The 12,425-nt window shown below is 71.7% G+C and carries 13 protein-coding genes and 1 pseudogene; 12 read left to right on the top strand and 2 right to left on the bottom strand.

Annotated features, from left to right (window positions below):
- The 6 genes and pseudogenes from BMZ47_RS26400 to BMZ47_RS26425 all read left to right on the top strand — a co-directional run.
- Positions 1 to 381 (top strand): annotated as a pseudogene (locus tag BMZ47_RS26400) (methyl-accepting chemotaxis protein); the annotation flags it as partial.
- 68 nt (positions 382 to 449) lie between these two features.
- Positions 450 to 2,507 carry a HAMP domain-containing methyl-accepting chemotaxis protein gene (locus BMZ47_RS26405; RefSeq protein WP_091865223.1) on the top strand — a complete coding sequence of 686 codons (2,058 nt, stop codon included), beginning with the start codon at positions 450 to 452 and terminating at the stop codon, positions 2,505 to 2,507.
- A 139-nt stretch (positions 2,508 to 2,646) separates the two neighbouring features.
- Positions 2,647 to 4,524: a CHASE3 domain-containing protein gene (locus tag BMZ47_RS26410; protein WP_091865225.1), complete on the top strand. Its 1,878-nt coding sequence runs from the start codon at positions 2,647 to 2,649 to the stop codon at positions 4,522 to 4,524.
- 137 nt (positions 4,525 to 4,661) lie between these two features.
- Positions 4,662 to 5,135, top strand: a complete 474-nt coding sequence (locus tag BMZ47_RS26415) for a chemotaxis protein CheW (protein WP_007569473.1) — start codon at positions 4,662 to 4,664, stop codon at positions 5,133 to 5,135.
- A 22-nt stretch (positions 5,136 to 5,157) separates the two neighbouring features.
- Positions 5,158 to 6,003 carry a CheR family methyltransferase gene (locus BMZ47_RS26420; protein WP_091865227.1) on the top strand — a complete coding sequence of 282 codons (846 nt, stop codon included), beginning with the start codon at positions 5,158 to 5,160 and terminating at the stop codon, positions 6,001 to 6,003.
- Positions 6,000 to 7,097, top strand: coding sequence for a protein-glutamate methylesterase/protein-glutamine glutaminase (locus tag BMZ47_RS26425; protein WP_007569475.1), 1,098 nt, complete (start codon positions 6,000 to 6,002; stop codon positions 7,095 to 7,097). The genes BMZ47_RS26420 and BMZ47_RS26425 overlap by 4 nt, the downstream gene beginning before the upstream one ends.
- 24 nt (positions 7,098 to 7,121) lie before the next feature.
- On the opposite strand, the gene BMZ47_RS26430 is transcribed toward BMZ47_RS26425, so the two are convergent.
- Complete coding sequence (locus BMZ47_RS26430; protein WP_167369115.1) at positions 7,122 to 8,012, bottom strand: LysR family transcriptional regulator; 891 nt, start codon at positions 8,010 to 8,012, stop codon at positions 7,122 to 7,124.
- 87 nt (positions 8,013 to 8,099) lie between these two features.
- Here BMZ47_RS26430 and BMZ47_RS26435 point away from each other — a divergent pair, with 87 nt between their 5' ends.
- Together BMZ47_RS26435 and BMZ47_RS26440 are read left to right on the top strand one after the other, a co-directional pair.
- Positions 8,100 to 8,534 carry a DUF4260 family protein gene (locus tag BMZ47_RS26435; RefSeq protein WP_007569477.1) on the top strand — a complete coding sequence of 145 codons (435 nt, stop codon included), beginning with the start codon at positions 8,100 to 8,102 and terminating at the stop codon, positions 8,532 to 8,534.
- A gap of 103 nt (positions 8,535 to 8,637) precedes the next feature.
- Positions 8,638 to 9,168 (top strand): hypothetical protein, encoded by a 531-nt coding sequence (locus tag BMZ47_RS26440; RefSeq protein ID WP_091865231.1) that lies wholly within the window; start codon positions 8,638 to 8,640, stop codon positions 9,166 to 9,168.
- Between the two features lie 112 nt (positions 9,169 to 9,280).
- On the opposite strand, the gene BMZ47_RS26445 is transcribed toward BMZ47_RS26440, so the two are convergent.
- Positions 9,281 to 9,535 carry a hypothetical protein gene (locus tag BMZ47_RS26445; protein ID WP_091865233.1) on the bottom strand — a complete coding sequence of 85 codons (255 nt, stop codon included), beginning with the start codon at positions 9,533 to 9,535 and terminating at the stop codon, positions 9,281 to 9,283.
- Between the two features lie 355 nt (positions 9,536 to 9,890).
- Between BMZ47_RS26445 and BMZ47_RS26450 the strand changes: the two genes are divergently transcribed.
- The 4 genes from BMZ47_RS26450 to BMZ47_RS26465 form a co-directional block, all read left to right on the top strand.
- Positions 9,891 to 10,109 carry a hypothetical protein gene (locus BMZ47_RS26450; RefSeq protein WP_139221077.1) on the top strand — a complete coding sequence of 73 codons (219 nt, stop codon included), beginning with the start codon at positions 9,891 to 9,893 and terminating at the stop codon, positions 10,107 to 10,109.
- Positions 10,109 to 10,402, top strand: a complete 294-nt coding sequence (locus BMZ47_RS26455) for a DUF3761 domain-containing protein (RefSeq protein WP_091865245.1) — start codon at positions 10,109 to 10,111, stop codon at positions 10,400 to 10,402. The genes BMZ47_RS26450 and BMZ47_RS26455 overlap by 1 nt, the downstream gene beginning before the upstream one ends.
- Before the next feature lie 121 nt (positions 10,403 to 10,523).
- Positions 10,524 to 11,168 (top strand): hypothetical protein, encoded by a 645-nt coding sequence (locus tag BMZ47_RS26460; protein ID WP_091865237.1) that lies wholly within the window; start codon positions 10,524 to 10,526, stop codon positions 11,166 to 11,168.
- A partial coding sequence (locus BMZ47_RS26465; RefSeq protein WP_244536942.1) for a DNA-packaging protein occupies positions 11,134 to 12,425 on the top strand: 1,292 nt, incomplete at its 3' end. The genes BMZ47_RS26460 and BMZ47_RS26465, both read left to right, overlap by 35 nt.

The raw sequence follows: 12,425 nt of genomic DNA on the forward strand, positions 1-12,425 counted from the left end.
GCGCTGCTGGTGGAGGAGATCTCGGCCGCCTGCCGCGAGCAGGATGTCGGCTCGGCGCAGATCAACCTGGCGATCCAGCAGCTCGACAAGGTGACCCAGCAGAACGCCAGCGCGTCCCAGCAGGTCTCGGCCACCTCCGAGGAACTGGCCACCCAGGCTGAGCGGCTCCAGGCCACCATCGCCTACTTCCGCGTCGACGACGCGGCCGTGGATCCGACCGCGCAGCTGCGGGCGACGGCGACCCGGATGGGCACCCCGGCGGCCGGTCCGGCCCGGCTCAAGGCCCGCGGCGCCCGGGCGGCCGCGACCCCGAGCGGGGGCTTCGCCCTCGACATGGGCGAGGGTGACGCCCGCGACGCCGATTTCATCCGCGCCGCCTGAGCAAGACAGTTCCCCGCGCGGGGATCGCCCCGCGCGGACAGATTGAGCCCCCTGAACAGGTCAGACCCATGCGTTTCACGATCCGGGCCAAATTGGCCCTGAGTTTCGGCCTGATGCTCGCCCTGCTGGGCGGAGCCGGGTATCTCGCCATCGCGGGGCTGGGCGCCTCGAACGCGCGGATGCAGGCCTTCGCGGCCGGCCCGTTCGCGCAGGTCCAGCGCGCCCTCCGGTTCGAGACCATGACGGTCGACACGGCGCGCCTCTACGCCCGGGCGATGCTCGACCCGGCCGATGCCGGGCGGGCCCAGGTCGCGGCCGACATCAAGGCCCAGGACGAGCGGTTCCGGGCCCTCCTGAAGGAGTTCCTGGAGCAGACCTCGCCGGAGGAGCGGGCCCGGGTCCAGCCCCTGAAGGACGGTTGGGATCGGCTGGCCGAGATCGTGGCCAAGGGCACGGACTTCGCGGTCAAGAACGGCAACAACACCGCCATCGCGCTGGTCGGCGGCGAGCAGCTGGCCGCCTACAACGTCGTGACGACCCGGATCGAGGAGCTGGCCGCCCGGCCGGACCTGTCCAACGAGAACCGCCGCCTCATCGACGCCATCGACCTGCGGGTGACGCATCTCCTGGCCGAAATCTACCGCGAGGTGATGATCAGCGACGACGCGCTGCTGGCGAAGTTCGCCGCCGAGTATCAGGAGCATCGCCGCCAGCTCGACCAGGATCTCGCCCGCCTCACCGAGGCCGGCCGCGCCGCCGGCTTCCTCGACGGGGCCCGGGCGGTCACCGCCGCGATCAAGGCCTGGGAGCCGATCGGCGAGCGCATCTTCGCCCTCGGCCTGGCCAACACCGACGCCAAGGCGATGCAGATCCTCGTCGGGCCGTTCACCCAGGCGCGGACGGCGGTCATCAACGAGGCCGCGAAGCTGCGCGCCTACGAGGAGAGCCTGGCCCAGACCTTCGTCCGCGAGACGCAGGCCGCCTACGAGACCGCCCGCCTGCTCCTGATCGGCGTCATCGCCGGCGCGGTGGCGATCGGGCTCGCCATGGCGATCTGGCTGTCGCTCTCGATCTCCCGGGGCCTGCAGCGGGTCGTCGATGCGGCGAGCCGCGTCGCCGCCGGCGACCTGAAGCAGGACGTGGTCACGTCCGGCCGCGACGAGATTGCCGACCTGCTGCGCGCCGTCCAGGCGATGAACCTGAAGCTGCGCGAGGTGGTGGGCCAGGTCATCCTCGCCTCGAGCAACGTCTCGGCGGGCTCGCAGGAGCTGTCCTCCTCGGCCGAGCAGCTGTCGCAGGGCTCCACCGAGCAGGCCGCCTCCACGGAAGAGGCCTCGGCCTCGGTCGAGGAGATGGCCGCCAACGTGAAGCAGAACGCCGAGAATGCCAGCCAGACCGAGGCGATCGCCCGGCAGTCGGCCCAGGATGCCGAGGCCAGCGGCGCCGCGGTGGGACGGGCGGTGGACGCGATGCAGACCATCGCCCAGAAGATCACGATCGTGCAGGAGATCGCCCGGCAGACCGACCTGCTGGCGCTGAACGCCGCCGTGGAGGCGGCGCGCGCCGGCGAGCACGGCCGCGGCTTCGCGGTTGTCGCCTCGGAGGTGCGCAAGCTCGCCGAGCGCAGCCAGGCGGCGGCGGCCGAGATCGGCACGCTGTCCTCCGACACGGTCAAGGCGGCCCAGCAGGCCGGCGAGATGCTCGGGCGGCTGGTGCCCGACATCCGCAAGACCGCGCTTCTGGTCGAGGAGATCTCGGCGGCGTGCCGGGAGCAGGATGTCGGCTCGGCGCAGATCAATCAGGCGATCCAGCAGCTCGACAAGGTGACCCAGCAGAACGCCAGCGCGTCCGAGCAGGTCTCGGCGACCTCGGACGAGCTGGCCACGCAAGCGGAGCGGCTGCAGGCCACCATCGCCTATTTCCGCCTCGGCGCGGCGGATGCGGGCACGGGTGCGGCGGCGCAGCTGCGGGCGACGGCGGCCCGGATGGGCACGTCGGCCAAGGCCGCCGACAAGACTGCCGCCAAGGCCCGCGTCGGCCGGCCCCCCCTGGCGGCGGGCAGCGGCTTCGACCTCGACATGGGCGAGGGCGATTCCCGCGACGCCGACTTCATTCGCGCCGCCTGAGCGGCCCCAAGCCGAGCGTCCCGCCCCCCGGGGTGCGTCCTCGGATCAAACCGCCCTCCGGGTCCGCCCGGACCACACCAGCCGCAGGGTGCTCCCGATCGAGATCCCCGCCCGCTCAATCGACGTGAAGGATAAGACCATGAACTTGCTCGACAACATCTCGATACCGCGAAAGCTGTTCCTGGCCTTCACGTTGATGCTTCTCGTCGGCCTCGGCATCAACGGCGTGGTCTACTGGAAATCCTCGGAGATCCGGCAATCGGTGAACTGGACCGACCACACCATCAAGGTGATCGACGCCGCCGACCGCTCGCTCGCCGGCATGGTCAACCAGGAGACCGGCTATCGCGGCTTCCTGCTGTCCGGGGACGCCAAGTTCCTGGCGCCCTACCAGAAGGGCTGGGAGAGCTTCAACACCGCCTGGCGGCAGGCCAAGGAGCTGACCTCCGACAACCCGGCCCAGCAGGAGCGGCTCGAGAAGATCCGCAAGCAGGCCGAGGCGTGGCACAACGGCGTCGCCGAGAAGGGCATCGCCGGGATGGCCAATCCCGAGACCCGCGAGGCCGCGCGCCAGACCGAGATCGCCGGTGCCGGCAAGGAGGCCATGGACGGCCTGCGCGCCGAGATCGCCGACTTGGTCAATGTCGAGAACACGCTGATGCGCACCCGCCAGGACGCGCAGAACGCCGCCTTCGACACGACCACGCAGATGATCCTGCTCGGCATCGTCGCCAACCTGGTGATCGCCGTCGCCATCGGGCTGCTGCTGGTGCGCACCGTGGCGAAGCCCGTAACCGCGATCAGCACCCGCCTGGCGACCCTGGCCACGCCGTTCGAGACCGGGCGCCTCGACGAGGTCGGCCGGATCCAGGGCACCGCCCAGGCGGTGGAGCAGGCCTTCCGGGAGATCTCGGAGGTGCTGGTCGCCGTCTCGATCGGCGACTTCACCAAGACCCTGTCGAAGGATTTCGGCGGCCTCAGCAGCGAGGTCCAGGCCAACCTGCGCGCCACCACCGAGAACCTGCAGGTTCTGGCCAAGGTCGCGCAGTCGATCGCCGCGGGCGACCTGACCATCGAGGCCAAGCGCCTGTCCGACAAGGACGTCCTCGGCACCGCCCTGGAGCAGATGCTGGCCAAGCTTCGCGCCGTGGTGACCGAAGCCGCCACCGCCGCCGGCAACGTCTCGGCGGGCTCGCAGGAGCTGTCGGCCTCGGCCGAGCAGCTGTCGCAGGGCTCCACCGAGCAGGCGGCCTCCACGGAGGAGGCTTCCGCCTCGGTCGAGGAGATGGCGGCCAACGTCAAGCAGAACGCCGAGAATGCCAGCCAGACCGAGGCGATCGCACGGCAATCGGCCCAGGATGCCGAGGCCAGCGGCGCCGCGGTGGGACGGGCGGTGGACGCGATGCAGACCATCGCCCAGAAGATCACCATCGTGCAGGAGATCGCCCGGCAGACCGACCTGCTGGCGCTGAACGCCGCCGTCGAGGCGGCGCGCGCCGGCGAGCACGGCCGCGGCTTCGCGGTGGTCGCCTCGGAGGTGCGCAAGCTCGCCGAGCGCAGCCAGGCGGCGGCGGCCGAGATCGGCACGCTGTCCTCCGACACGGTCAAGGCGGGAAAAAACAATCTGGTCGAGGAGATCTCGGCCGCCTGCCGCGAGCAGGATGTCGGCTCGGCGCAGATCAACCTGGCGATCCAGCAGCTCGACAAGGTGACTCAGCAGAACGCCAGCGCGTCCCAGCAGGTCTCGGCCACCTCCGAGGAACTCGCCACCCAGGCCGAGCGGCTCCAGGCCACCATCGCGTATTTCCGCCTCGACGAGACGGAGTCGCGCCTCGACGTGGCGGCGACGCAGCTGCGGGCGACGGCGGCCCGGATGGGCGCCCCGGCCAAGGCGAGCGGCAGGCCCGCCGACAAGACCCGCGCCGGCCGCCGCACCCTGGCCGGCGGTGGCGGCGGCTTCGCCCTCGACATGGGTGAGGGCGATTCCCGCGACGCCGACTTCATCCGCGCCGCCTGAGCGGCACCGCACCGCGCGGGTATTCCCCGCGCGGTGTCTCTCCCTGAAATCACCGATCCCTATGCTGCCGCGGCGATGGCCCGTGCCCCCCGGTTCGGGCGGGACGCGACCGGCAGCCGGCCCAGCCGGAGACCAGCATGTCCAGCGTGTGGCAATACCTGACCCTCGGCCTCGATCGCGAGATCTTCGGGATCGACATCGAATCCGTGCATGAGATCCTGGATTACCGCCCGCCCGCGGCCCTGCCGCACGCGCCGCCGTTCCTGGTCGGCATGATCGACGTGCGCGGCCAGAGCTACCCGGTGGTCGACCTACGCACCAAGCTCGGGCTGCCGGCGATTCCGGTGACCCCGGCGACCCGGATCATCCTGCTCAACATCGCCATGGGCGAGCGGGCGATGCGGGTCGGCTTCGTAGCCGACCGGGTCATCGAGGTGACCGAGCTCGACAGCGCCGAGCTGGAGCCCGCCCCCGATGTCGGGGGCCGCTGGCGCTCGACCTACATCGCCGGCATCGGCCGCAAGGGCGAGGCCTTCGTGGTGGTGTTCGATCTGCAGGCGCTGATGGCGGGCGACGACCCCGCCCTTCTGATGCCGTCGCTCGCGGCCTGATCGCCGCGCAAGGACCGATTTCATGCCGCGCCTCAAAGACCGCCATTTCGAGACGGTCGCCGACCTGATCCAGGAACGCGTCGGGATCCAGATCCCGCCGGCCAAGCGCACCATGGTGGAGGGACGGCTGCGCAAGCGCATGCGCGCGCTCGAGATCGAGACGCTGACGGAATACGGCCGGCACGTCTTCGAGGAGGGTCACCTCGCCGAGGAATTCGTCCACATCATCGATTGCGTCACCACCAACAAGACCGACTTCTTCCGCGAGCCGGCGCATTTCGACCAGCTCCGGGACGAGCTGATCCCGATGCTGCGCCGGAACGGCATCACCCAGGCGCGGCTCAAGCTGTGGAGCGCCGCCGCCTCGACGGGGGCGGAGGCCTACACGCTCGCGATGGTGCTGCACGACATGGCGATGGCCGGGCACGCGCTCGACTACGCGATCCTCGGCACCGACGTCTCCACGGAGGTCCTGCGGGTCGCCGCGGACGGCATCTACCCGGAGGACGTGCTGCAGGCGGTGCCGCAGCATTTCCGCCGACGCTACGTGATGCAGGCCCGCAACCCGGCCTGGAAGGTCGGGCGGATCGTCCCGGAGCTGCGCGCCCGGGTGCGCTTCAAGCACCTGAACCTGATGAATGCCCAGTATCCGGTCGATCGCGACGTGGATATCATCTTCTGTCGCAACGTCCTGATCTATTTCGACAAGGACACCCAGCGGGCGGTCCTGTCCCGGCTCGCCACGCATCTGCGGCCCGGCGGCTTCCTGGTGGTCGGCCATTCGGAATCGATGGCCGGGGCCGGGGTGCCGGGCCTGGCGCAGGTCTCCTCGACGATCTTCACCCGGGTCGAGGGCGCCATCGGATGACGCGCAAGCCGCCGATCCGCGTGCTGATCGTGGACGATTCCGCCTCGGTCCGGCAGACCCTGGTGGGCATCCTGGACGCGGCCCCCGACATCACCGTGCTCGGCACGGCGGCCGATCCGTTCATCGCGGCCCGGCGCATTCACGAGGAGGTGCCGGACGTCATCATCCTCGACCTCGAGATGCCCCGGATGGACGGGCTGACCTTCCTGCGCAAGATCATGGCGCAGCGGCCGATCCCGGTGATCATCTGCTCGACGCTCACCGACCAGGGCTCCCGGAGCCTGTTCGAGGTGCTGGAGGCCGGGGCGGTGGACGTCCTGCCCAAGCCCCGGGTGGATACCCGCCAGTTCCTGATGGAATCCTCCGTCCGGGTCTGCGACGCCGTGCGGGCCGCGGCCGGGGCGAAGCTGCGCCCGAGCCGGCCGCCGCTCCGGGCGGTCGAGGCGAAGCTCACCGCCGACGCCGTGCTGCCGCCCACGACCCGCATCCGCAGCGTGGCCGGGACCGACCCAATCGTCTGCATCGGCGCCTCCACGGGCGGGACCGAATCCCTGCGCGATGTGCTGGAGGTGCTGCCGGTCGATTGCCCGGGCCTGGTCATCGTCCAGCACATGCCCGAATACTTCACCGCCGCCTTCGCCCGGCGGCTGGACGGGCTCTGCGCCATCGCGGTCAAGGAGGCCGAGGACGGCGATGCGGTCGCCCCCGGTCGGGCCCTGATCGCTCCGGGCGGGCGTCACCTGCTGCTCCAGCGCAGCGGCAACCACTACACCGTGGCGGTGAAGGACGGCCCGCTGGTCTCGCGCCACCGCCCCTCCGTGGACGTGCTGTTCCGCGCCGCCGCGCAATGCGCCGGCGCCAACGCGCTCGGCATCCTGATGACCGGGATGGGCGACGACGGCGCCAACGGCCTCCTGGAGATGCGCCGGGCCGGCGCCCTCACGGTGGCGCAGGACGAGGAGAGCTGCGTGGTGTTCGGCATGCCCAAGGAGGCGATCGAGCGCGGCGCCGCCGCCAAGGTCCTGCCGCTCGACCGGCTCCCCCACGAGATCATCCGCTTCGGCCTCGCCCCGGTGCTGCGCCAGCCGGCGTGAGGCGGGGATCCGCCGCGATCCCCGTCAGGCGCCGCGCAGCAGGTCGCCGAGCGCCTCGGTGAGACGATCGGCGACCCGGCGGATCCGGGCGTTGCCGCGCACCTCCTCGTGCAGGACCAGCCAGACCGGCAGCGGCGCGAGGGTCAGGCCGATCTCCGCCCGCTCCAGCTCGGGGTGGCGCCCCGCCAGCAGCACCTGCGCGAAGCCGAGGCCGGCCCCGGCCAGCATCAGGTTCCAGTAGACCATCTGGTCGTCGCAGCGGATCGGGAAATCCGTGCGCGCCGCCTTGAGCCCGTGGGCGGCATAGGCCCGCAGCAGTGCGTCGCTGCGATCGAAACCGAGGACGTCGTGCTCGGCCAGGTCGGCCACGGTGCGGGGCCGGCCGCGGCGCGCGAAATAGCTTCGTGCGCCGAACAGCCCGAGCGGCGCCTCCCCGAGCCTGCGGGCGATCAGTGCGTTCTGGGTCGGGTCGAACATGCGGATCGCGATGTCGGCATCCCGGCGCAGCAGGTTCTGGGGCTGATCCGAGGCGACGAGCTCGATCTCGATGCGCGGCTCGTCCGCCCGCAAGGCCGCCAGGATCGGTGGCAGCAGCAGGTTGGCGACGATCACCGAGGCGGTGATGCGCACGGTCCCGCTCAGGCCCTGCGCCCGCCCTTGCGCCTTGCGCGCCAGGGCATCGGCGGCCTCGCCCATGGCGCGCGCGTCGTCGATCAGGCCCAGGGCCGCCTCGGTCGGTTCGAGCCCCCGCGCCGTGCGGGTGAACAGGGTGACGCCGAGCGCCGTCTCCAGCGCGCGGATATGGCGGCTCAAGGTCGGCTGGGTCGCGCCGGTGCGGGTGGCGGCCGCCGACAGGGAGCGCATCTCGACCACGGCCAGGAAGGAGCGCAGCAGGGTCCAGTCCGGGGTATTCATTTGTGAGGGAATAGCATGCGGAAATCCGGTCTCGCCATGCAGCGATGAATGGGTGAGTCTCACGGCATCCCCTCAGGAGGACACGCGATGACCGGAACGGTAACGGGGGCGCCGCGGCAGCTGCTGCGCCTCGAAGGCCTGCTCGTCCTCGTCGCCGCATCGGTGACGTATGGCCGTCTGGAGACGGGCTGGTGGCCCTTCGCGCTGCTGTTCTTCGCCCCCGACCTGACCCTGCTCGGCTACGGCGCCGGGCGTGCGGCCGGGGCGGCCCTCTACAATGCCGGCCACTGGTACGGTCTGCCCGCGGCCTGTCTGGCTTGGGGCGTGCTCGCACAGGCGCCGGAGATCCTGGCGGCGGGCCTGATCTGGGCCGCCCATATCGGCTTCGACCGCGCCCTCGGCTACGGCCTCAAATACCGGGCCGGCTTCGGCATGACCCATCTCGGGGCGATCGGCACCGGCGACCGCGCCGCTCCGTCTCAATCACAGGCGCGCGCGTCCCAAGTTTCGCGCGCCCGTTGACTTTGGTCGGGCGCGATCCTTCCTGCACATCTCCGATTACACCCAGGCGTGTGCCGAGGGGCGGGTCGTTTCATCGATGTCCTGGGCGAAGAGATTCCACACGATGCTGGCGACGATGCTTCTCAGCCGCTGGTCGATCGTCGCGTTCAACGTCGTGATCCTGATGCCGCTGACCCTGGCCCTCTACGAGGTCGCATCGTTGCTGTGGGGGGCGGGCTTGGGGCACCACGAATCGATCCAGGAGGCCGGGCACATCATCGAGGGGATGGGCGTGATCCTGATCGGTTGGGGTGTCGTCCTGGAGGAGCGGGCGGGCGTCAGCCATCTGCTGGGCGGCCTGCCGACGGAAGAGCCGGACTACGAGGCCGCCCTCGACACGCTCTGCCATCATGTCGGCCTCGCCCTGCTGGTGCTGGGCCTGATGGCCGAGATCTTCGTCCAATGCGTCGAGGTGCCGGACCACATCATCCACACGGACGGGATCGAGCGCGTGGTCCTGAGCGGCAGCGCCGGCTTCCTGGCGCTGGGGCTCGCGACCCTGGTCCGGCACGTGATCGGCCTGGCGCTCTTCCGCGGACCCGGCCGGATCCCGACCGCCGCCGCGGCGTCGGGGGGCATTAGCGTCCGGTCCTGAACGGCGGCTGCCGGCATTCCGAAGACGGGGTGCGGCGGCCGCAGGGGATCGCGCCCGGCCTCTGCCGCGGAGCAGGGCGGCCGGTTTCCGACCGCGCCCGCCCGGCGGCTGATCACGCCCGGCGGCGGTGAGCCGACAGCGTGTCGTTGGCGATGGTGGCGGGCGCCTCGGGCGGCGTGCCCAGGACCGGCTTGTGCGTGCCGGCGGAACGCCGGCTCCGCAGGGCGGCGAGCAGGAGTCCGGCGAACACCGCCGCGCTGCCGGCCCCGAACGGGGCCAGGAGCAGCGCGCCGAGGCCGAGCCAGGGCCACGCGCACACAGATGTCAGGATGCCACCCGCCAGGGTCGCCAGCACCAGAACGAACACTTCGCCCCCGTATTCCCGTTCGATCGCGTTGCCGACGCGCGGCTGCCTCTGGTTAGCGCTCCGAACACAGCCCAAGCAAGCCCGGTTTTTTTGCGGGACTCCCCACGAAGACCGCCGAATCCATGCGCAATACGCAGGACGATTTCGGATTCCGGGCCGAGCTTTGCAGTTTGCCTGGAGAGTCGGCCACTTCATCTCGGCGGGGCCGGACGGCAGGCCCGCGCATTGCTGCCGGGGCCTTCGCCGGGCGGCCGGGCCGCAACCGCGATGAGCCTTAATCCTAACCTGAAATAGCGCGTGACGGCCCCGCTTGGGTTGTGCTTGATGCCAATCAACACAACCTTGAGGTGGCGCCGTGAGACCGATCCCGTTCGTGGCCGTCCTGCTGCCCACGGCCGGCGGTGCCGCCGCCCGCGCGGGCGGCGACGGCCCGGGGGGCGCCGTCCCGGGCGGTGCGAGCCATGCGTTGGCGGACGGTACCGCGGCGCGCGCGACCTCCCGGGCGCCGGGCGAGGCGACCAGCCCGAACGGCGCCGCGCGTGACAATTTCGGCACATGCGGTGCCGCCCGGTGATGGGTCCCATCTGCACGGGCCTTGCCCGGCTCGCGCTCGCCGGGGCCGTGCTCCTCGGCCTCGCCGGTGGGGCCTCAGCCCGGGACTACCGCGAGCCCGACGAATCGATCCTCGACCGGCACGGCCATTATCGCAGCCATGACGGCTCCGAGGTCCACCGCCCGGCCAAGACCCGCGACGGCGCCAAGCCGGCCGGGGCCACGGCCAAGTGCCGGGACGACACCTGGAGCTTCAGCCACACCCGCCGCGGCACCTGCTCCGGCCATGGCGGCGTGGCCCATTGGGAGGGGTAAGGCATCGCGCACGCGCGGAAGAGATCCGCCTAAAATCCAAGAATAGGAATTTTTAGGTTGACACCGGCGCGCTGCTCGGGTACATACCAGGCACGGTCGATACGTATGCGGAGCGGCGGCGATGCGGTCTCTCGATCCACTCCCGCCGGAGCAGCGCGCCGCGGTCGAGCAGCTCCTGCGCGAGACCGAGCTGTCGGTCGCCGCGATCAGCGCCCGCACCGGCGTCAAGCCGGCCACGATCCTCAGCTGGAACGCCCGGTCCGGCTGGCTGCGGCCGCGCCGCCGGCGGCATGACATCGCCGCGCGCTGGCCGGAGACCCGTCGGGCGGCCCTCGCGCGGCTCCTGAGCGACACACGGAACGATCCCGGCGACGTGGCCGAGGCTGCGGGCGTCGGGCGCGCCGCCGCCGACCGGCTCCTGGCCGGCTGCGGCGTCGCCCGCCCCGAACCGGATGTGGGTGCCGAGCCCGGCCGTCTCGATCCGGAGGCGGCGGCGGACCCGCCGACCCTGCGGGCGCATCTGCGCGCCCATATCGCCCGGCAGATCGCCGCCTTCGACGCCGCCCTGAACGGGGAGGGGGCGGCGGTGCTCGATTCCGCCCGGGTGCTGCGCGACCTCGGCGGCCTCAAGCGGCTGCTCGACGAGATGGCCCCGGACGACGGGCGGGAGGGCGGGGATGGCGACACCGAGCCCGACCTGCCGGCACTCCGCGCGGAAATCGCGCGCCGCTATGCTGGCTTTGTCCGCGGCCGGACGGCTGCCTGATTTTCTCGCGACCCTGCCGGCCCCGCTGGTCTGCGCCCTCGCGGACGACTGGCTGCACCAGGCCCGGCCCGACCAGCTTCCGCCGGCCGATACTGGGACCGCCCGGACCGAATCCTGGACGACGTGGGCGGTGATCGGCGGCCGCGGCAGCGGCAAGACCCGCACCGGCGCCGAATGGGTCGATGCCCTGGCCCGGGGCGATCCGGCCTTCACGCCCGAGCCGGTCGGGCGCATCGCGCTCGTCGGCGAGACCCATCTCGACGTGCGCGACGTGATGGTCGAGGGCCCGTCCGGCCTGCTCAACCTGCCGGCGCGGGGACGGGCGCGCCCGCGCTGGTCGCCGAGCCTGCGCCGGCTGGCCTGGGACAACGGCGCGGTGGCGCTGGCCTTCTCGGCGGAGGAGCCCGACGCGCTGCGCGGCCCGCAATTCGGCGCCGCCTGGTGCGACGAGGCCGCCAAGTGGCGCCGGCCCGAGGCCGCCTTCGACATGCTGCAATTCGGGCTGCGGCTGGGCGCTCGCCCGCGCAACCTCGTCACGACGACACCGCGGCCGGTGCCGCTGATCCGGCGCCTGCTCGCCGACCCGCGCACCGTGGTCAGCCGCGCCCGCACCCACGACAACGCCCGGCACCTCGCCCCGGATTTCCTGGAGCTGGTGGTCGGGCGCTATGCCGGCACGCGGCTGGGCCGCCAGGAACTCGACGGCGAGCTGATCGCCGACCGGGACGACGCCCTGTGGGATCGCGCCGCCCTGGAAGCCGGCCGGGTCGCCGCCGCACCGGAACTCGCCCGGATCGTGGTGGCGGTGGACCCGCCCGCGACCTCGGGGGCGCGCTCGGACGCCTGCGGGATCGTGGCGGCCGGGCGGGCCGGCGCCCGGGCCTACGTGCTGGCCGATGCCAGCCTGTCCCGGGCGAGCCCCCAGGCCTGGGCCGGGGCCGCGCTGGCGCTCTATCACCGGCTCGGGGCCGACGCCCTGGTGGTCGAGGTCAACCAGGGCGGCGAGATGGCCGCCGCGGTGCTGGCCCAGTGCGACCCGGCGGTGCCGATTACTCCGGTCCGCGCCATGCGGGGCAAGTACCTGCGCGCCGAGCCGGTCTCGCTGCTCTACGCGAAGGGCCTGGTCCACCATGTCGGGCCGTTCCCGGCCCTGGAGGACGAGCTGTGCGATTTCGTCTCCCACCCTGAAACCATTGGCTTTTCGGCCGAATGTTTTACAGCGTTTTACAAGTCACCCTTTGTTCGCGCGAGCGGCGA

The sequence above is a fragment of the Methylobacterium brachiatum genome (assembly GCF_900113845.1).
Classification (GTDB): Bacteria; Pseudomonadota; Alphaproteobacteria; order Rhizobiales; family Beijerinckiaceae; genus Methylobacterium; species Methylobacterium brachiatum.

Coding starts and splice junctions, on each gene's coding strand:
- BMZ47_RS26405 (WP_091865223.1), top strand. CDS start 450: ATGCGTTTCACGATCCGGGCCAAATTGGCCCTGAGTTTCGGCCTGATG.
- BMZ47_RS26410 (WP_091865225.1), top strand. CDS start 2,647: ATGAACTTGCTCGACAACATCTCGATACCGCGAAAGCTGTTCCTGGCC.
- BMZ47_RS26415 (WP_007569473.1), top strand. CDS start 4,662: ATGTCCAGCGTGTGGCAATACCTGACCCTCGGCCTCGATCGCGAGATC.
- BMZ47_RS26420 (WP_091865227.1), top strand. CDS start 5,158: ATGCCGCGCCTCAAAGACCGCCATTTCGAGACGGTCGCCGACCTGATC.
- BMZ47_RS26425 (WP_007569475.1), top strand. CDS start 6,000: ATGACGCGCAAGCCGCCGATCCGCGTGCTGATCGTGGACGATTCCGCC.
- BMZ47_RS26430 (WP_167369115.1), bottom strand. CDS start 8,012: ATGAATACCCCGGACTGGACCCTGCTGCGCTCCTTCCTGGCCGTGGTC.
- BMZ47_RS26435 (WP_007569477.1), top strand. CDS start 8,100: ATGACCGGAACGGTAACGGGGGCGCCGCGGCAGCTGCTGCGCCTCGAA.
- BMZ47_RS26440 (WP_091865231.1), top strand. CDS start 8,638: ATGCTGGCGACGATGCTTCTCAGCCGCTGGTCGATCGTCGCGTTCAAC.
- BMZ47_RS26455 (WP_091865245.1), top strand. CDS start 10,109: ATGGGTCCCATCTGCACGGGCCTTGCCCGGCTCGCGCTCGCCGGGGCC.
- BMZ47_RS26460 (WP_091865237.1), top strand. CDS start 10,524: ATGCGGTCTCTCGATCCACTCCCGCCGGAGCAGCGCGCCGCGGTCGAG.